Annotated in this window: 12 protein-coding genes; 4 read left to right on the top strand and 8 right to left on the bottom strand. The window is 75.1% G+C overall.

Features of this window, described 5'->3' with window-relative positions:
* Positions 1–44: 44 nt before the first annotated feature.
* Positions 45–1,271: a nucleotide disphospho-sugar-binding domain-containing protein gene (locus amrb99_RS05565; protein ID WP_194736606.1), complete on the bottom strand. Its 1,227-nt coding sequence runs from the start codon at positions 1,269–1,271 to the stop codon at positions 45–47.
* 60 nt (positions 1,272–1,331) lie between these two features.
* Positions 1,332–2,321, bottom strand: a complete 990-nt coding sequence (locus amrb99_RS05570; RefSeq protein ID WP_190853114.1) for a glutathione S-transferase C-terminal domain-containing protein — start codon at positions 2,319–2,321, stop codon at positions 1,332–1,334.
* Between the two features lie 178 nt (positions 2,322–2,499).
* Between amrb99_RS05570 and amrb99_RS05575 the strand changes: the two genes are divergently transcribed.
* Both amrb99_RS05575 and rfbB read left to right on the top strand, forming a co-directional pair.
* Positions 2,500–3,564, top strand: a complete 1,065-nt coding sequence (locus amrb99_RS05575) for a glucose-1-phosphate thymidylyltransferase (protein WP_190853116.1) — start codon at positions 2,500–2,502, stop codon at positions 3,562–3,564.
* The gene (gene rfbB, locus amrb99_RS05580) at positions 3,561–4,526 is read left to right on the top strand and encodes a dTDP-glucose 4,6-dehydratase (protein ID WP_190853119.1); all 966 of its coding nucleotides are present in this window, start codon (positions 3,561–3,563) and stop codon (positions 4,524–4,526) included. The genes amrb99_RS05575 and rfbB overlap by 4 nt, the downstream gene beginning before the upstream one ends.
* Here the strand turns inward: rfbB and amrb99_RS05585 are convergent.
* Positions 4,480–5,511 (bottom strand): Gfo/Idh/MocA family oxidoreductase, encoded by a 1,032-nt coding sequence (locus amrb99_RS05585; RefSeq protein ID WP_190853121.1) that lies wholly within the window; start codon positions 5,509–5,511, stop codon positions 4,480–4,482. The genes rfbB and amrb99_RS05585 overlap by 47 nt on opposite strands.
* A 196-nt stretch (positions 5,512–5,707) precedes the next feature.
* On the opposite strand from amrb99_RS05585, the gene amrb99_RS05590 reads away from it, so the two are divergent.
* Entirely contained in the window at positions 5,708–7,153 is a 1,446-nt protein-coding gene (locus amrb99_RS05590; RefSeq protein ID WP_190853123.1) for an NDP-hexose 2,3-dehydratase family protein, read from the top strand.
* A 24-nt stretch (positions 7,154–7,177) separates the two neighbouring features.
* Here the strand turns inward: amrb99_RS05590 and amrb99_RS05595 are convergent, their stop codons facing one another.
* Positions 7,178–9,046, bottom strand: coding sequence for a multicopper oxidase domain-containing protein (locus amrb99_RS05595; RefSeq protein WP_190853124.1), 1,869 nt, complete (start codon positions 9,044–9,046; stop codon positions 7,178–7,180).
* A 250-nt stretch (positions 9,047–9,296) separates the two neighbouring features.
* Here amrb99_RS05595 and amrb99_RS05600 point away from each other — a divergent pair, with 250 nt between their 5' ends.
* A complete protein-coding gene (locus tag amrb99_RS05600; protein WP_206699800.1) occupies positions 9,297–12,047 on the top strand; it encodes a LuxR family transcriptional regulator in 2,751 nt (916 codons plus the stop codon).
* Here amrb99_RS05600 and amrb99_RS05605 read toward each other — a convergent pair.
* From amrb99_RS05605 to amrb99_RS05620, 4 genes are read right to left on the bottom strand one after another with little or no spacing between them, the layout of a single operon-like run.
* Positions 12,031–13,647, bottom strand: a complete 1,617-nt coding sequence (locus amrb99_RS05605; protein ID WP_190853128.1) for a bifunctional 3-(3-hydroxy-phenyl)propionate/3-hydroxycinnamic acid hydroxylase — start codon at positions 13,645–13,647, stop codon at positions 12,031–12,033. The genes amrb99_RS05600 and amrb99_RS05605 overlap by 17 nt on opposite strands.
* On the bottom strand, positions 13,644–14,471 hold the full coding sequence (locus tag amrb99_RS05610) for an arylamine N-acetyltransferase (RefSeq protein ID WP_190853131.1): 828 nt from the start codon (positions 14,469–14,471) through the stop codon (positions 13,644–13,646). Before amrb99_RS05610 ends, amrb99_RS05605 begins: the two co-directional genes overlap by 4 nt.
* A 3-nt stretch (positions 14,472–14,474) precedes the next feature.
* Entirely contained in the window at positions 14,475–17,564 is a 3,090-nt protein-coding gene (locus tag amrb99_RS05615; RefSeq protein WP_190853134.1) for a type I polyketide synthase, read from the bottom strand.
* Positions 17,561–22,714 (bottom strand): type I polyketide synthase, encoded by a 5,154-nt coding sequence (locus tag amrb99_RS05620; protein WP_190853142.1) that lies wholly within the window; start codon positions 22,712–22,714, stop codon positions 17,561–17,563. Before amrb99_RS05620 ends, amrb99_RS05615 begins: the two co-directional genes overlap by 4 nt.
* Positions 22,715–22,723: the final 9 nt, after the last annotated feature.

A 22,723-nucleotide genomic window follows, 5' to 3' on the forward strand; every position in this document is an offset into this window, starting at 1 on the left:
GCGCACCGGGCGCGGCCTCGGCCGCTCGATCGCCGCCGGCCCCGTCACCGGCTCCCCCGTGCCGCGATGTTCTCCAGTGTGCCGACGAGTTGGGCCGGGGTCGGCTGGGCCAGCATCTCCTTGCGCAGTCCGGCGGCGGCGTCGCGGTACGCGGTGTCGGTGAGGAGGTCGTGGAGGGCCGCCCGCAGCGCGTCGGGGCCGGCCTCGTGACCGGGCAGGTGGCGGCCCGCGCCGGCGGCGGCGACCCGGCTGCCGGTGGCCGCCTGCTCGGAGGCGAACGTGGTGGTCAACTGCGGGACGCCCGCCCACAGCGCGGTCATGGCGCTCCCGCTTCCGCCGTGATGGATCACGGCGGAGGCACCGGGCAGGACGGCCCGCAAAGGCGCGTTCTCGGCGACGCGGACGCCGTCCGGCACGGGGCCGAGGGCGGCCGCGTCCGCGGCGGTGGCCAGGACGATCACCTCGCAGCCCAGGCCGTCCACCGCCCGGAGGATGTCCGGGAGCAGGTAGGAGCCGGGTCCCGCGGTCGCGGTCAGCGCCGTCGACCACGTCACGCAGACGCGCGGGCGGCCGGGCGCGGGCGGTTCGATCGCCCAGCGCGGGACCGGCGCGGTCCCGTTGAAGGGGACGTAGCCGAAGCGCACGCGCTCGGCCGTGGTCGGGGGCGCCAGCGACGGCGGGCAGGGGTCCAGGACGCGCTCGATCATCTCCGGGTCGAACGCGGCCAGGCCGTGGCGCGGGAACGACCCGCTGTGGTCGGTCGGGATGATGCGCATGTGGTCGGGTTCGCGGGTGCCGACCGGCCCCCACAGGCACAGCGCCGCCGGCACGCCCGTGACGCGGGCCGCCACCAGCCCCTCCAGGCTGCCCGGGTCGTGCAGGACCAGGTCGGGCCGCCATGCGCGGGCGAACGCGACGGCCGCGTCGAAGCCGCGCGCGGCCCACTCCGCCAGAACGGGGGCGACGTCGTCCCGGAAGCCGGCGGCGTCGAAGTCGGCGAGATCCTTCAAGGGTTCCCCGGTGAGGGGGTGCGGGGGCGGCCACGGGTAGGGCCGCTTCCCTTCGACGGCCTCCCTGTGGGCCTGCAACCGGAGCCTCGTGATGACCTTCATGCCGTCGAGCACGGGCACCGGGAGCAGGCCCGTCCGGCCGACCGCCGCCGTCTGGTCAGGCGTGCACAGGACCCGCACCTCGTGGCCCGCCGCCTGCAGCGCCCAGCCGAGGGGGACCATCGCGGAGTAGTGGGTCGCCTGTGAGGACACGGTGAACATGACCCGCACTCGAGGCTCCTCCGTTCGCCCGTCGGGGGTGTCGGGTCCGTCCGGCGACGCTCATGCGGCGAGGCGGTGGCGGTCCTGCGGCTCGTCCCAGTCGGCCCGGTGGGGTTCGACGTCGATGCGGGTCACGGCCGGGTCCAGGAACGGCGGGCCGAGATGGGTGAAGGCGCTGAAGTCGGTGGTGTCGCGGAAGGCGGGGAGCGTGTAGAGGTCGCGGGCGTAGGGCCACAGGTGGGGGAAGTCGACCAGCCGCCGCTCACTGATCTTGGCGAACGGGTTGTAGGTGAGGTCGAACCGCGCCAGCGTCACCCAGAAGCGCACGTCGGACTCGGTGACCGAGTCGCCGAACAGGAAGCGCCGGGTGGACAGCCGCTCGTCCAGCCGCTCCAGGGCGGAGATCACGCGGCCGCGCAGGTCGGCGTAGGCCTCGTCGGAGGCGGCGCCGGCGACCCGGTAGTTGCCATCGTTGAAGTTGACGTAGATGTACTCGTTCAGCTCGTCGATGTCGCCGCGCAACTCCTCGGGGTACAGGTGGACCTCGGGATCGCCGTACGCCTCGAACTGGGTGCCGAGATCGATGGTGATGTCGAAGAAGTTGTTGCTGACGATCCGGCCCGTCTCGCGGTCCCACAGGACGGGTACCGACACGTGCCCCTCGTAGCCGGGCTCGGTAGCCTCGTAGGCCTCGCGCAGGAACCGGAAGCCGTTGACCGGGTCGGCGCCGCGCTTCTCCCGGAACGCCCAGCCCCGCCCGTCGCGCTCGTCGTCGACGTACGAGAGCGACACGACGTCCTGCAGCCCCTTCAGGATCCGGACGATCGCGGTGCGGTGCGCCCAGGGGCAGCGGTGCGAGACGTACAGGTGGTAGCGCCCCGGCTCGGCCTTGTATCCGCTGGAGCCGTCGGCGGTGATGCGCCCCTGGAACGGGTAGCGCGGCCGGTTCCAGCCGCCGTTCTCCACCTTCAGCGCGGTCGCCCCGTAGACACCGTGCTTGTCCAGGTCCACAGGGTCGGCGTACACGGCACCACCGGTCGTCGCGGTCATCGGACGGGCCTCCAAGGGGTTCGAGGAGATGGAACGGGAGCAGTGGTAGCGAATCACCGGCCCGGACGAGCAGTCAATTGTTCCTACCGTTTAAATGGGGAATGCGCCTGCCCTCCTAGGGGTTCCGGGGTGGACGTCAGGGGCCGGAGCATCGGCGCCTCACCCGACGATGGGCACCATGAAAGCCCTGGTCCTCTCGGGCGGGTCCGGAACACGGCTGCGCCCCATCACGCACACGTCCGCGAAACAGCTCGTGCCCGTCGGGAACAAGCCGGTCCTCTTCTACGGGCTGGAGGCCATCGCCGAAGCCGGGATCACCGAGGCCGGCATCGTCGTCGGCGAGACGGAAGCCGAGATCCGGCGGGCGGTCGGCGACGGCTCGCGCTTCGGCCTGCGCGTCACGTACCTGCGGCAGGAGGCGCCGCTCGGCCTGGCGCACGGGGTCCTCATCGCGCGCGACTTCCTCGGCGACGAGGACTTCCTGCTCTTCCTCGGCGACAACTTCATCGTCGGCGGCATCGCCGACATCGTCGCCGGGTTCCGCGCGAGCCCGGCCGACGCCCGGCTGCTGCTCACCGAGGTGCCCGACCCGGGCCGCTTCGGCGTCGCCGAACTCGGGCCGGACGGGCGGATCGTCGGCATCGAGGAGAAGCCGCAGCGCCCGAAGAGCGACCTGGCGCTCGTGGGGGTGTACCTGTTCGGCCCCGCGATCCACCGCGCCGTCCGGGCGATCGCGCCGTCCGCGCGGGGCGAGCTGGAGATCAGCGACGCCGTCCAGTGGCTGCTGGACGCCGGCCTGGACGTGCGGTCGACGGTCATCACGGGTTACTGGAAGGACACCGGGAACGTCGATGACATGCTGGAGGCCAACCGCACCGTCCTGGAGGGGCTGGAGCACGGCGTCGAGGGCGAGGTCGACGGCGACACCGAGATCATCGGCCGGGTGCGCATCGCCTCCGGCGCGATCGTGAAGGGGACCCGGATCGTGGGCCCGGCGATCATCGGCACCGGCGCCCGGGTCGTGGACTCCTACATCGGGCCGTTCACCTCCATCGGCGACGGCGTCCGCGTGGAGGACAGCGAGATCGAGTACTCCATCGTGCTCGACGGGTCCACCATCCAGGGCGTGCGGCCCATCGAGGCGTCCCTGGTGGGCCGCGCCGTCGAGGTCACCCCCGCCGCGCGCACCCGCGCCGCCCACCGCCTCGTCCTCGGCGACTACAGCCGGGTGCGGATCGCATGACGAGGATCCTGGTCACCGGCGGCGCCGGGTTCATCGGGTCGCACTACGTCCGTCGCCTCCTCGGCCCCGACGGCCCGGGGGACGTGTCGGTCACGGTGCTGGACGCGCTCACCTACGCGGGGAACCTCGCCAACCTGGCCGCCGTCGAGGGCCGTCCGGGCTTCCGGTTCGTGCACGGCGACATCTGCGACGCCGGGCTCGCGGGCCGGCTGGTCGCCGAGCACGACGAGGTCGTGCACTTCGCGGCCGAGTCCCATGTGGACCGGTCGATCGCGGCGGCCTCGGCGTTCGTGCGCACCAACGTGCTCGGGACGGGCACGCTGCTGGACGCGGCGCTCCGCTCGGGTCTGCGGACGTTCGTGCACGTGTCCACCGACGAGGTCTACGGCTCGGTGGACGCGGGAGCGACGCCGGAGACCGCGCCGCTCAGCCCCAACTCGCCCTACGCGGCGTCCAAGGCCGCCGCCGACCTGCTCGCGCTGTCCTACCACCGCACCCACGGCCTGGACGTGCGGGTGACGCGCTGCTCCAACAACTACGGTCCGTACCACCACCCGGAGAAGATCATCCCGCTGTTCGTGACGCGGCTGCTGGACGGGGGGCGCGTCCCGCTGTACGGCGACGGCCTGAACGTGCGGGACTGGCTGCACGTGGACGACCACGCGCGCGCCCTGGAACTGGTGCGCACCAAGGGGGCGCCGGGCGAGGTCTACAACATCGGCGGCGGGACGTCCCTGACGAACCGGGAGCTCACCGGCCTCCTCCTCGAGGCGACCGGGACGGGCTGGGACAGGGTCGAGCGCGTCCCCGACCGCAAGGGGCACGACCGGCGGTACGCGGTCGACGACACCAGGATCCGCGCGGAGCTGGGCTACGAGCCGCGGACCCCCTTCCCGGAGGGGCTGGCCGCGACCGTCAGCTGGTACCGGGAGAACCGGCGCTGGTGGGAACCGCTGGTCTGACCGGCCCGCCCGCGTCGGCGGCGTGCCGCCGCACCCGGTCCACCAGCCGCGCCTGCTCCACCACCGCCTCGCCCTCCAGGACGGAGGGCACACCGTCGCGGACCCGGTCGACGAAGGACGCGACCGCGCCGGCGAAGTGGTCCTCGGCGGGGAGCGTCAGCTCCTCGACGTGGTCCTGGCGTTCGATCCGCACGACCGGGCGGTGCGCCGCCGACGGGGTGAAGGCCCAGGTCAGCTCGGCCCGGCCCGCGCTCCCCCACAGCGCGTACCGGGACCGGTAGGCGTGCTCGACGCCCCAGGTCAGGTGGGCGGTGCGGCCGGACGGGTCGGCCAGCAGGGCCGCGCCCGCCACGTCCACGCCGCGCGCCTCGTCGACCCGCAGGTGCGCGCCGCGCACGTCCAGAGCGGTCCCGAGGTGGAGGAGGGCGGCGCGCAGCGGGTAGACGCCGACCTCCGCCAGCGCGCCTCCGCCGAGGCCCGGGTCGTAGAGGTTGCGGCCGTCGGCCGACGGCGGGAACGCGAACTCGGCGGTGAGCGTGCGCGGCTCCCCGATGGCGCCCTGCGCGACCAGGTCGCGGAACCGGGCGTGCTGGGAGTGGCACAGGAACATGAAGTTCTCCAGCAGCGCCAGCCCGCGCGAGGCGGCGAGCGCGACGAGCGCCTCGGTCTCCGCCGCGGACGCCGTCAGCGGCTTCTCCGCCAGCACGTGCCGCCCGGACCGGAGCGCCCGCCCGACCCACTCGGCGTGCAGGTGCACGGGCAGCGGCACGTACACCGCGTCGACGTCCGCGCGGTCCAGCAGCGCCTCGTAGCCGTGCACCGGCTCGCCGCCGAACCGCCCGGTGAAGCGCGCCGCCTTGGCCGGGTCCCGGCTCGCGATCGCGGTCAGCCGGACGCCCGGATGGGCCGCCAGCGCGGGGAGCGCCCGCCTCCAGGCGATGTCCGCGCAGCCGATGACGCCGATTCTCAACGGTCCCGAATTCACCGAACACCTTTCCTTTGCCCACCTCGTCAATTCAGGACGAGGCTAGGCACGGCAGGCGGCGACGTTACCCCTGACATGGCATTATCGCCCCCGGACGACCCCCCTGAACACCCCCTGTCAATTATTCCGCGGCACCCGCGAATGGACCGGCATCGGCATATTGGAATCCTTGCCGCGACCATTTCCAGGAGGAGCGATGTCGGGGATCATCACGGCGTTGACGGCCGACCACCGGAGGGCCGTGCGGATCGCCGAGTCGGCCGGGGCGGCCGCCGGGGCCATGACCGGGGAGCAGGTCCGCGCATGGTTCGCCGAGCGCCGCCGCGGCGACGTCTCGCGGGTCGACCGGGTGCCGCTGGACCGGCTGGAGCGCTGGGGCACCGATCCCGGCACCGGCGACATCCGCCACGACAGCGGCCGGTTCTTCACGGTGACGGGCCTGGCGGCCGAGGTCCCCGGCGCCGCGGTCCCCGCGTGGACGCAGCCCATCCTGCTGCAACCGGAGATCGGCATCCTCGGCATCCTGGCCAAGGAGATCGACGGCGTCCTGCACTTCCTCATGCAGGCCAAGAACGAGCCCGGCAACCCCGAGGGCGTGGAGATCTCGCCCACCGTGCAGGCGACGCGCAGCAACTACATGCGGGTGCACCAGGGCGCCCCGGTCCCTTATCTCGACTACTTCCGCGACACCCGCCGGCACCGCGTGATCGCCGACGTGCTCCAGTCGGAGCAGGGGGCCTGGTTCTTCCAGAAGCGCAACCGCAACATCATCGTCGAGACCGACGACGAGGTGGAGCCGCTGGAGGGCTTCGCGTGGCTGACGCTCGGCCAGCTCCACCGGCTGCTGGCGGACGACACGGTCGTCAACATGGACGCCCGCACGGTGCTGTCGTGCCTGCCGTTCTCGGGCGTCGGGCTGTCGTCGTCCTCCCCGTCCGGCGACCAGGAGTTCCGGCGGTCGGTGCTGCGCTCCTGCAGCGAGGAGTTCGCGGGGCTGCACGGCATCGGCGACATCCTGAGCTGGATCACCGAGTCCCGCAGCCGGCACGAGGTGCTGGCGCACCGCGTGCCGCTGCGCGAGGCCCGGCTGTGGCACCGCGGCGAGGAGGCCATCGAGCACGAGTCCGGCCTGTTCTTCCGGGTGATCGGGGCCAGTGTGCGGAGCGGGCACCGCGAGGTCTCCCACTGGCACCAGCCGCTGGTGGAGCCGATCGGGGTCGGCGTCAACGCGTTCCTGGTGAAGCAGGTGGACGGCGTGCTGCACGCGCTGGTCCACGCCGGCGTCCAGCCCGGCTATCTCGACGTCCTCGAACTCGGCCCGACCGTCCGGTGCACGCCCGGCAACTACACCTGGCTGCCGGACGCGGCGCGGCCGCCCTTCCTGGACGACGTGCTGTCCGCGCCGCCCGGCCGGGTCCGGTTCTCGAGCGTGCTGTCGGAGGAGGGCGGCCGGTTCTACCACGCCCGCAACCGCTACACGATCATCGAGGTGGACGCCGGGTACGCGCCCGACCCGGGCCCCGACTACCGGTGGCTGACCCTCCACCAGCTCGTCGGGCTGCTGCGCCACAGCCACTACGTCAACGTCGAGGCCCGCAGCCTGGTCGCCTGCCTGCACAGCCTGGCGGGCCGGCCGGAGTGACGCCGGGCCGGCCCGCCCGGGCGGTCAGCCGTGGTGGTGGCCGAGGGGCGAGGCGGGCCGGGCCGCCGCCCGCATCTTGGCCGCCATCGCGGTCTGGACCGTCTTGGGCGCCACGACGAACGGGCGCATCATGCCGTGGTCCTCGTGTTCGAGGATGTGGCAGTGGTACACGTAGTTCCCCGTCCCGCCGTGGAACCGCCCGGCGACCGCCACGTGCTCGTGCTCGTCCATGCGGATCGTGTCCTTCCACCCCTGCTCGTCGGGCCCGAGGCCCTTCGGAGCGCTGTAGGTGGCGGTGTAGGTGTAGATGTCGTTGGCGGTGTCGGACGTCACGGCGACCGTGTAGGTGTCGCGGGCCAGCGCCTGGAACGACACCAGGTGGATGTGCATCGGGTGGTTCGGCCCGGCGAGGTCGATGAAGTTCCAGACCTCCCAGCCGTCGAGGGAGACGTGGAACGTCACGGCCTCGTCGAAGGTGCTCGCCGCCTTCCGGTAGGTGGTGCTCTTGCCGTCCTTGACGATGGTGACGATGCGGTCGCCCTTCTGCGGGACGTAGCCGGCGGGCGTCTCGGCCAGCTCCCACATCTCGGGGTGGCCGCTGCTCGTGCCGTCATGGGTGGCGGTCGCGACGTACCGCTCCGTGTAGCCCGCCGGGACCTTCGCCGCGGTCAGCCGGGTGAACGTGGGCGACAGCTTGGCCGGCAGGGTGAACGGGTCGGTCACGGCCGTGCCGCCGACCCGGAACTGCATGACCTCCGGGCCGAGCGGCGAGGTGACGGTGTCGGTGTTGGACAGCCGGAGCCGCGCGCCCCTGAACGCGGCGAAGTCGATCAGGATGTCGGCGCGTTCGGCCGGCGACAGCGTGAGCCGGTCCAGCTTGGCCGGGGCGCCGAGCAGCCCCTGCTCGGTGCCGATCTGGACGAGCGCGCCGGTCACCGGCGTGCTGGTGCCGTCGGCGTTCTCCTTGCTCAGCTCCAGCGTGTAGGTGCGCCCGTTCGCGCCGTTCAGGACGCGGAACCGGTACCAGCGCGGCTCCACGTTCAGGTACGGCCAGATCTTCCCGTTGACGAGGTTGTAGGGGCCTGCGAACGGCAGCGAGACCCGCCGGCCGTTGGTGTCGTAGTAGCCGACCTTGTGCAGCAGCCGCCCGTTGAAGGCGTCGTCGGCGTCGGTGTCGAGGTTGCGGTCCGCGATGATCAGCGGGATCTCGTAGGCGCCGGACGGCAGCCCCAGGGCGCTCTCCTCGGAGTCGCGCACGAGGTAGAGGCCCGACAGGCCGGCGAAGACGTTGAAGGCGGTGATGTCCATCGCGTGGTCGTGGTACCAGAGCGTCGCGGCCCGCTGGGCGTTGGGGTACTCGGCGGCCTGGGCCTGGCCGTAGGAGATCCCGTTCTTGGGCCAGCCGTCGCTGTCGCCGCTGATCTCGCCGCCGTGCAGGTGGGTGACCACCCACGGGGCGAGGTCGGCGACGTCGGGAAGCGGCTCGGCGCCGCCGCGCCCGGGACTGAGGATCGAGTCGAGCCCGGTGAAGGGGACCTCGACGGCGGTCACCGGGAACGTGCCCTGGATGCGGTTCTGCCAGCTCACCTTGACGCGCCGGCCGCGCCGCACGTCGATGACCGGCCCGGGGTAGGCGCCTTCGTAGCCCCAGACGGGCGTGTCGGGCAGTTGCGAGTGCAGCTTCACGGTGCCGGCGCGCTGCCGGAGGGTCAGCGCGGTGTCGGGCTTCAGCACCGCCGGGATGGGCAGCGGGTCGGCGAACTTCGCGAGGTCGGCGGGAGCCCCGCGGAACACCCGGGAGGCGGCGGCTAACGCGGACAGGTTCGCCTGGACGGTGACGGCCACGCCGATACCGGCGGCCGATCCGGCGATGAACTGACGGCGGCTGGGCATGGGGGGACTCCTCTGCGGGCATGGGCGGCGCAGCCGATCCTTCGCCCGCGCCGGCGCCGGCTCCATCGGCGGGCCGGAATTCAGGGGTTCGCGCGCCGGCCTCTCGGGTTTACGGCGGCCCCGACAGTGGAAGAACGTGCGCGTCACGGGTGAACCGGAGCGGGCCGGCCGGCGTCCCACCCCGGGATTCGGTCGTCCGATAGGCGGGCGATTGCCGGGCAGTGGGCGGGCGTCTTCGATCATCGGATCCGTGGTCGCACTGGTGGAACGAGACGAACAGATCCAGCAACTCGACAGCCTGCTCGCGGACTGCACGGCGCGCCGCGGCCGGGTCGCGCTCCTCGAGGGGCCGATCGGCACCGGCCGGACCGCGCTGCTGCGCGGGCTCGCCGAACGCGCCGAACGGTCCGGATTCCGGTGTCTGCGCGCCTCCTGCTCCCCGGCCGAACAAGAGCTCCCCTACGGCGTCGCCGGCCAGCTCCTGCGGGACGTGCCCCGGCCGGAGGACCCGGACGATCCGTCCGGGCGCCTCCTGGAACGGCTCGCGGCGGCGGCGGACGTCCCGGACGCCGGCCCCGCGTCGCCGCACGCGGTGCGCACGCACCACGAGCTCGTGCTGGCCCTGCTCGGGCACGCCGAGCGCGAGCCGCTCCTGATCACCGTGGACGACCTGCGCTACGCGGACGTCCCGTCCTTGCACCTCCTGCTCCACCTGGTCCGGCGGCTGGCGTCGGCGCCCGTCCTGGTCGTGCTCGCCGACGAGCCGGTCCCGCGGCCGCGGCACCTGACGTTCCTGGCGGAGCTGTTCCGCAGGCCGGAGCTGCACCGGCTGCGGGTGGGACCGCTGTCGCCCGCCGGGACCGCCCGCGCGGCGTCCGGGCCGTCCGGCGCCCCGCCGGCCCCGGCGGCGGACCTGCACGCGATCAGCGGCGGCAACCCGCTGCTGCTGGACGCGCTGGCCGAGGACGTCAGGGCCGCCGGCGCTCCCCGCGCGGAGGGGTACGGGCTGGCGTTCCTCGGCTGCCTGCACCGGGGCGATCCCGCGACACCGGCGGTGGCGCGGGCGCTCGCGGTCATGGGCGAGGACGCTGGGCCGGCCGAGCTGTGGCGGCTCGTCTCGCTGAAGCCCGAGGACGGCGAGCGCGCCCTCGGCGCGCTCAACGCGGCCCGGCTGCTGGACGGCGGCCGGTTCCGCCATCCGGTGGCGCGGGACGCGGTGCTCGACGACCTGGCCCCGGCGGAGCGGGCCGAGCTGCACCGCCGCGCCGCGCGCCTGCTGCACGACCAGGGCGCGGCCGCCACCCGGGTGGCCCGGCACCTCGTCCACGCCGATCACGCCCAGGAGCCGTGGGCGGCGGCCGTGCTGTCCGAGGCGGCCGAGCACGCGCTGCTCGACGGCCGGACCGAGGAGGGGGCGCGCTTCCTGCGCCTTGCGCACCGCGGCCTGTCCGACGAGGGGGAGCGCGCCGCGGTCCGGACGCGTCTCGCCGGCGCCGAGTGGCAGACCGCGCCGGCGTCGGCCGCCCGGCACCTGGCCCCGCTGGTGACCGCGGCCCTCGGCGGCCGGCTCGGCCTCGCCGACGGGCTGGCCCTCGCCGGCCGGCTGCTCTGGTTCGGGCGGGGCGAGGAGGCGGTGCGGGTGCTGGACCGGCTGCGCGCGGACGCCCGCGCCGAGGGCGGCGGCCTCCGGGACGCCGAGGTGTGGCTGGCCTACGCGCACCCGCCGCTCGCCCGCGACCGGCGCACGCCGGTGCTGGCCGCCGAGAAGGCCTTCGCCGTCCCGGCCCTCGGCGGTGACCCGCAGCTGCACGCGGCGGCGATCCTGGCCGACGGGCTCACCCGGCGCCGGAGCCACGCGGTGGCGGGCCGCGCCGAGCAGGTGCTGCGCGACCTCCCGCTGCACCCGCGCAACCCGTGGACGGTCGAGGCGGCCCTGCTGGCCGTGCAGGTGCTGCTGCGCGCGGACCGGCTCGACGCCGCGGCGGCGTGGTGCGAGGCGCCGTCCGGTGAGGGGCGGGACGGCGAGGCCGGGGGCGGCGGCACCCAGGCGGCGTTCTTCGCGGCGGCGCGCGCGGAGGTCGCGCTGCGGACGGGCGACCTGCCGAGCGCGCTGCGGGAGGCGCGGGAAGCGCTGGCGCGCCTCAGCCCCAAGTCATGGGGTGTCGCGATCGGGTACCCGCTCGGCACCTGCGTCCTGGCCGCGACGCGCGCCGGCGAGCACGACGAGGCCGCCAGGTGCCTGGCGCTGTCGGTCCCCGAGGCGATGTTCAAGAGCCGCCACGGCCTCTACTACCTGTACGCCAGGGGCCATCACCACCTCGCGTCCGGCCACGCCCACGCGGCCCTGGCCGACTTCCTCAGCTGCGGCGAGCTGATCCGCGGCTGGGGCCTGGACACCGCCGGGCCGGTGCCGTGGCGCACCGACGCGGCCGAGGCGTGGCTGCGGCTCGGCAACCGCGACCAGGCCCGCCGGCTCGTCCGCGAGCAGCTCGCGCGGACCGACGGGCGCGGCCCCGCGCTGCGGGTCCTCGCCGCCGCGAGCCCGGCCGGGCGGCGGCTGCCGCTGCTGACGGAGGCGGTCGACCTCGCCGAGGCGTCGGGCGACCGGTTCGAGCAGGCCCGCGTCCTCGCCGACCTCAGCCGCGTCCACGCGGTGGGCAACCGGCGGCGCGCCCGCCTGCTGCTCCGCCAGGCCCTGCACGTCGCGAACATGTGCGGGATGCGGCCGCTCGCCCGGGAGCTGCTGTCGGTGCAGGCCGACCTGGGCGGCGCGGAGGTGATGGCGGACGGGCTGGAGGGCATCGCGTCGCTCACCGACTCCGAGCGCCGGGTCGCGTCCCTGGCGGTGGTCGGCAACACCAACCGGGAGATCGCCGCGAAGCTCTACATCACCCCCAGCACCGTCGAGCAGCACCTCACCCGCATCTACCGCAAGCTCGGCATCCGGCGCCGCAAGGAGCTGCCCGCCGACCTGTGGGCGGGGCTCAGGAAGACCGGCTGACCGCGCCGCCCGCGCCGAGGTCCGTGCCCGCGTCGAGGTCCGTGCCCGCGCCGGGGTCCGTGCCCGCGCCGAGCCCGGCGAGCAGTTCCTCGACGAGGGCGTTCGCGGCGTTCCGGTGGGCGGCCGTCCCGAACAGGTAGAAGTCGGGGCGCACGAGCGCCGCGACCGCCCCGGCGCGCGCCAGGTACGGCAGGTGCACCCCGTCGAGGTCGGCCGCCGCGTCCAGCGTCACGAACCGCGTGCCGAGCCGGGCCAGGGCCGCGGCGAGGGCAGGGTCGAGCAGTTCGCCGGGCGGTTCGGTGGTGAGCAGCACGAAGCCGGGGGCGCCGGCGACCTCGTCGAGGAGCCCTTCGCGGCCGCCGATCCGGACGCGGCCCTGCGGGGTGAGCCCGCCCGCCGCGCCGCGCGGGCCGCCGCCGGCGTCCCGGGCGATCAGCCCCCGGGTCAGCGGGTGGACGGCCGACGGCGGCGGCGCGGCGAGGCCCCGCTCCCGGACGCCGATCATGACCTCGTCGCGGTCGCGGGCGGCGGCCGGGTCGGTCTGGCAGATCACGCGGCCGAGGTCGACCGACATGGTGACGGCGTGCCGGACGTGCTCGCGGCGCTCGTCGGTGTAGGTGTCCAGCAGCGCCTCGCCGGCCCGGCCGGTGAGAACGAGGTCCAGCTTCCAGGCCAGGTTGGCCGCGTCCCGGAACCCCGAGCACATGCCCTGCCCGGCGAACGGCGGCATCAGGTGGGCCGCGTCGCCCGCGATGAGGATCCGGCCGGCCCGCCACCGGTCGACGTACCGCGCCTGGAAGGTGTAGACGGCGTGCCGCTCCAGCGTCGCGCTGCTCTCGTCGATGCCGAACAGCGCGAGGAGGCGCCACACGTTCTCGGTGCGGCCGAACTCGTCCGGCGGTTCACCGGGCAGCCGCATGAACTCCCAGCGGCGGTGGCCGGGCCCGGCCGAGACGGCGGTGCGCGGCCGCGCCGGGTCGCAGACCTGCAGGTTGTTCGGGACGAAGCGGCGCGGCTCGTGCAGCCGCACGTCACAGGTCAGCCAGTCGTCGAAGAACCGCAGGTCGGTGGCGGTGGCGTCGAGGGCGTCGCGCACGATGCCGTTCGCCCCGTCGCAGCCCACGACATACCGGGCGGTCAGCACGCCGCCCTGGGGGCCGTCGACGGTGACCGCCACCCGGTCGCCCTCGTCGCGCAGGCCGGTCACGCGGTGGCCGCGCAGCACGCGCAGCGTGGGCTGCGCCGCACCGCGCGCGGCCAGGGCGGCCTCGATCCCGGGCTGGTACATCGAGAGCGAGTCCGGCCATCCGGACCAGCCCTGCTCGGCCACGTCCACCTCGAACAGCGTCGCGCCCGCCCCGTTCGTCCAGACGTAGTCGCGGGACGGTTCGGCGACGGTGCGCAGGGCCTCGGCGATGCCCGCGGCGGCGAGGATGCGGGCGGACTCGCCGTCGAAGGACACCGCTCGCGGCATCGGGTAGGGCTCCGGCCGCCGCTCCACGACGGTGACGCGGTGCCCACGCCCGGCCAGCAGCGTGGCCGTCACCTGTCCGACGGGCCCGTACCCGACGACGAGGACGTCGGTGCCCGCCCGGCTCACCGCCCGCTCCCCGCGGCGGTCGCGCCGCTCGCGTTCGCGGCCGTCGCGGCGGCGGGCGAGCCGAGGATCTCGGCGACGACGCGCTCGTGCTCGGCCGGGTCGGTGAGCACCCGGACGGTCTCGTGGCCGTCGTCCACGGTGAGCAGGCGCTTACCGATGAGGACGCGCTGGCCCGTGGCGAAGGACCGTCCCCGCACCAGGATCCCGGCCCCGGCCAGCGCCCGGGCGAACGCCTCCAGCTCGGCCGAGGGGTCCTGCCATTCGGCGAGGTCACGGGGCTTGTCGCGGAACCGGTACACCGGCTGCCAGATCCCGGACCGGCCGCTGCGCTCGACCACGTGGTAGCCGTCCGCCGGGACGACGCGGAACCGGTTGCCGTGCTGCCGCTGCACCTGGGCGGTGACGCGCAGCGGCTCCAGGTAGGACGGGCCGACGAAGCCCACGTCCACGAGGTACAGCTCGCCGTCCAGGCGGGCGTGGTTGAAGACGTGCTCCAGATCGGGGCCGAACGATCCGTCCATCTGCCGGATGCCGGCGCCGAACACGCCGACGTCGAAGCCCAGTTCCTCCAGCAGGGCGCGGAAGAGGCCGTTGAGCTCGTAGCAGACGCCGCCGCGCCGGCCGACGACGATCTCGTCGAACGCGGTGTCCAGGTCGATGTCGACCCCCGCCCACAGCGCGGTGCCCCGGCCCGCGTTGAGCGCGCTGTCGTACGGGAAGGTCCGCAGGTGGCGGTGGTGCAGGAAGCGCAGCGTCTCCAGCGTGGGCGCGGCCGGCCCGCGATGGCCGAGCGCCTCCAGGTAGGTGCCGGCGTCGAAGCCCATGGGTCAGTCCTCCGCGGTCTCGGCGGGTGCGGTCTCGGCGGGTCCGGTGACGGTCAGTTCGGCCAGCAGGTGGTCGGCCAGCTCGGCCGGGGTGGCCCGATCGAAGATCAGCATCGGGGGGAGCTCCAGTCCGGTCGCGGCCGAGAGCCGGTTGCGCAGCTCCACCGCGGTCAGCGACACGTACCCGACCTCGAAGAACACGTCTCCGGGCGCGAGCGTCTCGGCGGGCGGCCGCCCGAGCACCGCCGACGCCTCCGTGCGGACGAGGTCCAGCAGCGCGTTCCGGCGCCCGTCCTCGTCGAGCTCTTCGAACCCGTCGAGCGGGGACGGCGCTTCCTCCGCTTCCTCCGGAGGTGACGGGGCCGGGCGGGCGGGGGCGGTGGGCGCGGATTCCAGCCAGTAGTGGCGGTGCTGGAAGGCATAGGTGGGGAGGTCCACGCGGGGCCGCCCGGCCAGGGACGCCGACCAGTCGACGCCGCCGCCGCGGACGCGCAGTCCCGCCGCGGAGAGCAGGAACGTCCGGAGCCCTCCCTCGCCCCGGCGCAGCGTGCCGGTGACCGCGGCCGCGGCCCGCCCGGCGGCGTCCTTGATCTCGGCCGCCAGTACCGGGTGCGCGCTGACCTCCACGAACGACCGGAAACCGTCGTCCAGGAGGGCGCGGGCGGCGGCGTCGAACCGCACGGTGCCGCGCAGGTTGCGGTACCAGTAGGCGGCGTCCAGCCGCGTGGTGTCCAGCCACCCCCCTTCGACGGTGGAGAAGAAGGGGACCTGGGACGGCTTCGGGGCGAGGCCGTCCAGGAGACCGTGAAGCTCGTCGCGGATCGCCTCGACGTGCGAGGTGTGCGAGGCGTAGTCCACGGGCACCCGGCGGACCCGCACGCCCTCGTCCTCGCAGGACTCGATCAGCTCGGCCAGGGCGCCGGCGTCGCCGGCGACGACGACCGACGCGGGCCCGTTGACGGCGGCGATCTCCAGGCCGGGCGCGAGCCGCGCGGCGACCCGGTCCTCGGGCAGCGCGACCGACGCCATGCCGCCGCGTCCGGCCAGGCCGCGGGCGATGGCCTTGCTGCGCAGCGCCACCACGCGCGCCGCGTCCTCCAGCGGCAACGCCCCGGCGACGTGCGCGGCGGCGATCTCGCCCTGCGAGTGCCCCACCACGGCGTCGGGCACCACACCGAACGACTCCCAGAGGCGGGCGAGGGCCACGTTCACCGCGAAAGAGGCGGGCTGCACCACGTCCACCCGCTCCAGCGGGCCGCGCAGTTCCTCGGCGAGCGACCAGTCCACGTACGGCTTCAACGCCGCCTCGACGTCCGCCAGAGCGGCGGCGAACACCTCGGACTGGTCGGCCAGTTCGGTTCCCATGCCCGCCCACTGCGTCCCCTGGCCGGGGAACACCAGGACCGTGCGCCCCTCGACGTCCGCGACGCCGGTGACGGTGGTCGGTGCGGGCTCTCCTGCCGCGACCGCGTCCAGCCCGGCCAGCGCCTCGTCGCGGTCGGCCGCGACGACGACGGCGCGGTGCGCGAGGGAAGCCCTGCCGGACGCCAGCGAGGCGGCGACGTCGGCGGGTTCCAGCGCGGGACGTTCCCGGAGGTGGGAGGCGAGCCGCGCGGCCTGTGCCCGCAGCGCGTCCGCCGTCGCCCCGGAGATCTCCCAGGGCCGGGGCGCCGGGCCCGCGTCCGGCGGCGGGGCCTCCTCGGTGCTCACCGGCGCCTCTTCGATGATCACGTGCGCGTTGGTGCCGCTGACGCCGAAGGACGACACCCCGGCCCGGCGGGGACGTCCCGGATCGGGCCAGTCCCGCGGCTCGGTGAGCAGCCGGACCGCGCCCGCGTCCCAGTCGACGTTCGTGGACGGCGCGTCCACGTGCAGCGTGGCGGGCAGCGCGCCGTGCCGCAGCGCCTCGATCACCTTGATGATCCCCGCGGCGCCCGCGGCGGCCTGCGCGTGCCCGATGTTGGACTTCAGCGACCCCAGCCAGAGCGGCCGGTCGGCCGGGCGGTCGCGGCCGTAGGCGGCGAGGAGGGCCTGCGCCTCGATCGGGTCGCCCAGCGGCGTGCCGGTCCCGTGCCCCTCGACGGCGTCGACGTCGGCGGGCGCCAGGCCCGCCGCGTCCAGCGCCGCGCGGATCACGCGCTGCTGGGACGGCCCGTTGGGGGCGGTGAGCCCGTTGGAGGCGCCGTCCTGGTTGACGGCGCTGCCGCGCACCAGCGCGAGCACGGGATGGCCGTTGCGGCGGGCGTCCGACAGCCGCTCCAGGAGGAGGACCGCCGCGCCCTCGGCCCAGCCGGTGCCGTCGGCGGCGTCGGCGAACGCCTTGCAGCGACCGTCGGGCGCGAGGCCGCGCTGCCGGGAGAACTCGACGAAGGGCGACGGCCGCCCCATGACGGCGACGCCGCCCGCGAGCGCGAGCCGGCACTCGCCGTCGCGCAGCGCCCGCGCCGCCAGATGCACGGCCACCAGGGAGGACGAGCAGGCGGTGTCGACGGTGAGGGCGGGCCCTTCGAGCCCGAACGTGTAGGAGACGCGCCCGGACACGACGCTGCCGGACGTCCCCGTCCCGAGCAGCCCTTCGAGGTCGTCCGGCACCTCGGCGAGCCCGGCGGCGTAGTCGTGGTACATGACGCCGGTGAAGACGCCGACGCGCTCGCCGCGCAGCGCCGTGGGCGCGATGCCTGCGCGTTCGAGCACCTCCCACGAGACCTCCAGCATGAGGCGCTGCTGCGGGTCCATGGCGAGCGCCTCGCGCGGCGAGATGCCGAACAGCGCGGCGTCGAAGGCTCCCGCGTCGTGCAGGAAGCCGCCCCGCCGCACGTAGGAGGTGCCGGGACGGTCCGCGTCGGCGGCGAAGAGGCCGTCGAGGTCCCAGCCCCGGTCGCCGGGGAAGGGCGAGAGGCCCTCGCGTCCCTCGGAGACGAGCTCCCACAGGTCCTCGGGTGAGGCGATCCCGCCGGGCAGGCGGCACGCGGCCGCGACGACGGCGACGGGGTCGGCGGCGGCGGTGCCTCTCAGCCGGTCGTTCTCCTCGCGGAGCCGCTCGTTGTCGACCAGCGCGGCGCGCAGCGCGCGGACGACCTTGTCGTCGGTCATCGGTTCCCTCCCAGAGCCCGTTCCACCAGGTCGTCCACGTCCATCTCGGCGATCGCCGCGGCGATGCCGGCGGTCTCGCCCGCCCCGCCGGGCGGTTCCGGCGCGAGCTCCTCCAGCAGCCGCCGCGCCAGGTCCGCCGGGGTCGGGTGGTCGAAGACGAGCGTGGCGGGGAGCCGCACCCCCGCCGCCCTGGCGAGCCGGTTGCGCAGCTCGACCGCCGCGAGGGAGTCGAACCCGAGGTCCTTGAACGCCCGCGCCGCGCCGACGTCGTCCGGGGCGTCGTGCCCCAGCACGGCGGCCGCGTGCCGCCTGACCAGGTCGAGCACGGTGCTCGTCCGCTCGGGGGAGGACAGTCCGGCGAGCCGGTCGGCGAACGACGCGGCGGGCGCCCCGCCGGTCGGCGGCGCGTCCCGGCGAGGCGCCCGGACGAGACCGCGGAGCACGGGCGGCAGGTCGCCGTCGGCGGCGAGCGAGCGGAGCGCGGCGGCGTCGAACCGCGCCGGGACGACGACGGCGTCCCCGGCCGCGAGGGCGGCGTCGAACAGCGCCAGCCCTTCGGCCGTGGAGAGCGCCCCGAGACCGCCGCGCGACAGCCTGCCCAGCGCGGCGCCGCCGAGATGGCCGGTCATGCCGCTGGCCTGCGACCACAGTCCCCATGCGAGCGACACGGCGGGCAGGCCCTCGGCACGCCGCATGCGAGCCAGCCCGTCCAGGAATCCGTTGGCCGCCGCGTAGTTGCCCTGCCCGGCGTTGCCGAGCACCCCCGCGCCGGACGAGAACAGCACGAACGCCGCCAGGTCCAGGTCGCGGGTCAGCTCGTGCAGATGCCAGGCGGCGTCCGCCTTCGGGCGGAACACCGGGGCGAGCCGCGACGGGCCGAGGTCGTCCAGCAGGGCGTCGTCCAGGACGCCGGCGGCGTGGACGACGGCGGTCAGCGGATGCCCGGCCGGGATCGCCGCGATCACCTCCGCCAGCGCCTCCCGGTCGGCGGCGTCGGCCGCCGCCACGGTCACCTCGGCGCCGGCCTCGCGCAGCTCCGCGTACAGCTCGGTCGCGCCGGCGGCGGCGAGGCCGCGCCGGCCGACCAGGACGAGCCGGCGGACGCCGTGCTCCCGCACCAGATGGCGCGCGACCAGGCCGCCGAGCGTCCCGGTGCCGCCGGTGACCAGGACCGTGCCGTCCGGATCGAGGGACGCCCGGCCCGTCGCGCCGGCGCCGGCGTGGGCGAGCCGGGGCGCGTGCGCGCGTCCCGCGCGCAGCGCGACCTCGGGCTCACCGGAGGCGACGAGGCGCGGCAGCAGCTCCCCGGCCTCCTCCCCCGACTCCGCCTCCACCAGCACGATCCGCCCCGGCTGCTCGCGCTGCACCGCGCGCACGAGGCCGCGGACGGCGGACGCGGCGAGGTCGTAGGGCGCGTCGCCGGTGAGCACCGCGACCGGTCCGCCGTCGCGGGCGAGCCGGTCGCGCAGGAAGGCGACCGCCTCCGCGGTCAGCTCGCGGGCCGCGCCGGGGGTCCAGCCGCCGCGGTCGGTCAGGTCGAGGACGTCCTCGCCCGGGACGGGCGCGGCGGCCGGGCCGGGAAGGACGACCGGCACCCGGTCGATCCGGTGGAGCAGGTCGTGCGCGGGCGTCAGCCGGCCGGGGTCCACGTCTCGGAGCCGCAGGGAGTCGATGGAGGCGACGGGCTTTCCGTCCCGGTCGGCAAGGGTGATCGCGTATCCGGACGCCGGGCCCTGGAAGGTCGCGTGCACGCGCAGCGCCGAGGCGCCGGGCGCGTGCAGGCGCACGCCGGTCCAGGCGAACGGCAGCGGTATCCGCCCGTTCGCGGGAGGGGTCGCGCCGAGCAGGCCGGTGGCCTGGAGCGCGGCGTCCAGCAGGGCCGGGTGCAGGCCGAAGCCCCCGGCCCCGCTCCCGCCGGGCAGCTCCACCTCCGCGAAGACCTCCTCCCCGCGCCGGTAGGCGGCCCGCAGTCCCTGGAAGGCGGGCCCGTACTCGTAGCCCTCCGCGGCCTTCCGCTCGTAGAAGTCCTCGACGGGGACAGGTTCGGCATCCGCGACCGGCCACGGGAGCCGCTCCGCGACGAGGATCCCGTCGGACAGCCGGCCCGTGGCGTGCCTGGTCCAGCCGCCCCGGCCGCGCCGCGCGTGGATCGCCACGTCCAGATCGGCGACCACGACCCTGATCTCCACGTCGTCGTCTCCTGGAACGGTCAGCGGCGCCTCGATGACGAGCTCGTCCAGCGTGGTGCGACCCGTCTCGGCGCCGGCGCGCAGCGCCAGCTCGACCAGCGCCGATCCGGGCAGCACCGTCGTGCCCGCGACGGCGTGGTCGGCGAGCCATCCGTGGTCGCGGAGCGAGAGGCGGCCGGTGAGGACGGCGCCGTCGGGCAGCGGGACGGCGGCGCCGAGCAGCGGGTGCCGCACGTCCTCGATCCCGGCGGCGGTCAGGTCGCCCTGGCCGCGCCCGCCCTCCAGCCAGTAGCGCCGGTGCTGGAAGGCGTAGGTGGGCAGGTCCGCGCGCCTGTGCGGGCCGGGCCCGAACGCGCGGCTCCAGTCGACCGCGACCCCGGCGACGTGCGCCTCCCCGGCCGAGCGCAGGAACCGGTCGAGGCCGCCGGCGTCGCGGCGCAGCGTGCCGACGGCCACGGACGGTTCCGCGACGATCTCCGCGATGCCCGGTACCAGGACGGGGTGGGCGCTGACCTCGACGAACGCCTGGAACCCGTCGCCGGCGAGGGTCTCGACGGCGTCGGCGAAGCGGACTTGGCGCCGCAGGTTGCGGTACCAGTAGCCGCCGTCGAGTTCGGTGGTGTCCAGCCATCGTCCTTCGACCGTGGAGAAGAACGGGATGTTCGATGCTCGCGGAGCGATCCCGTCAAGCAGGTCGGCCAGTTCGCCCTGGATCGACTCCACGTGCGAGGTGTGCGAGGCGTAATCCACAGGGATCCGGCGCGTTCGCACGCCCTCGGTTTCCAGCGCCGCCTGGAGGGTGTCCAGGGCCTCCGGTTCCCCGGCGACGACGACCGAGGCGGGCGCGTTGACCGCGGCGATCTCCAGGCCGGGCGCCAGGCGGGCGGCGGCCTCGCCAACCGGGAGCGCCACCGACACCATGCCGCCGCGGCCGGCAAGGCCGCGCGCGATGGCCTGGCTCCGCAGCGCCACCACCCGCGCCGCGTCCTCCAACGACAACGCGCCGGCGACGTGCGCGGCGGCGATCTCGCCCTGCGAATGCCCCACCACCGCGTCAGGACGGACACCGAACGACTCCCACAACCGGGCCAGGGCCACGTTCACCGCGAACGACGCCGGCTGCACCACGTCCACCCGCTCCAGCGGGCCGCGCAGCTCCTCGGCGAGCGACCAGTCCACGTACGGCTCCAACGCCGTCTCGACCTCCGCCAGGGCGGCGGCGAACACCGGGGACGACTCGGCCAGCGCCACGCCCATCGCCGTCCACTGCGCGCCTTGCCCGGGGAAGACGAAGACGGTCTTGCCGTCGACCTCCGCCGGGCCGGCGGACTCGACTTCGGCCAGGGCCGCGATCGCCTCGGCGCGGTCGGCAGCCACCACGACCGCCCGGTGCTCCAGCGTCGCCCGCCCGGTCGCCAAGGCATGCCCGATCTCCGCCGCCGTAGGGTCGCCGTGCTCGCGCAGGAACGACGCGAGCCGCTCCGCCTGCGCGCGCAAACCCTCGGCCGTCCGGGACGAGATGAGCCACGGGACCGCGCCAGGTGCCGCGCCGTCCCCCGCTTCCGGCCGGGGCTCTTCGGCGGCCTGTTCGATGATCACGTGGGCGTTGGTGCCGCTGACGCCGAACGACGACACCCCGGCCCGGCGCGGCCGGTCCACCTCGGGCCACGCGCGCGCCTCGGTCAGCACGCGGACGGCACCGGTCTCCCAGTCGACCTGCGTGCTCGGCGCGTCCACGTGCAGCGACTCGGGCAGTAGGCCGTGGCGCAGCGCCTGCACCATCTTGATCACACCCGCCACGCCCGCCGCCGCCTGGGTGTGCCCGATGTTCGACTTCAACGACCCCAGCCACAACGGCCGGTCGGCGGGACGGTCCCGGCCGTAGGTCGCCAGCAGCGCCCGCGCCTCGATCGGATCGCCCAGCCGGGTCCCGGTCCCATGTCCTTCGACGGCATCGACATCGGCGGCGCTCAGCCCCGCGTTGGCCAGCGCCTGTCCGATCACCCGCTCCTGCGAAGGCCCGTTCGGCGCGGTCAGGCCGTTGGACGCACCGTCCTGGTTCACCGCCGAACCGCGCACCACCGCCAGCACCTCATGACCATTGCGGCGCGCATCCGACAACCGCTCTAGGACGAGCACGCCGACGCCTTCGGAGAGGCCCGTCCCGTCGGCGGTGTCCGCGTACGCTTTGCAGCGACCGTCCGGGGCCAGGCCGCGCTGCCGCGAGAAGTCGATGAACACCTCGGGGGTCGCCATCACCGCCACTCCCCCGGCCAGGGCGAGCGAGGACTCCCCCGACCGCAGCGACTGCGCCGCCAGATGCAACGCCACCAGCGACGACGAGCACGCGGTATCGACCGTCACCGCCGGCCCTTCCAGACCGAAGGTGTAGGACACGCGGCCGGAGGCGACGCTGCCGGAGTTGCCGATGCCGAAGTAGCCTTCGAGTCCCTCCGGGAGGGCGCCGAGGTTGTCCCGGTAGTCGTGGAACATCAGCCCGGTGAAGACCCCGGCGGGCGTGCCGCGCAAGGAGGTCGGGTCGATGCCCGCGCGCTCCAGGGCCTCCCACGACACCTCCAGCAGCAGCCGCTGCTGCGGGTCCATGGCGAGGGCCTCGCGCGGCGAGATCCCGAAGAGCGCGGCGTCGAACCCGCCGGGCTCGGCGAGGAAGCCGCCCTCCTTCGCGTAGGTCCGCCCGGCGCGGTCGGGGTCGGGGTCGTAGAGGTCGTCCGGGTCCCAGCCGCGGTCGCGGGGGAACGGGCCGATCGCGTCGCGCCCTCCGGCGACCAGCCGCCACAGGTCCTCCGGCGAGGCGATCCCGCCCGGCAGGCGGCAGGCCATGCCCACGATCGCGATCGGCTCGGTGCGGCGCGCCTCGGCGTCGTGCAACCGCCGGCGGGTGCGCTGCAGGTCGGCGAGGGTCCGGCGCAGGTACTCGCGCAGCTTCTCGTCGTTCGCCATGTGCCTTTC

The organism is Actinomadura sp. RB99, from assembly GCF_014706005.1.
Lineage (GTDB): Bacteria > Actinomycetota > Actinomycetes > Streptosporangiales > Streptosporangiaceae > Spirillospora.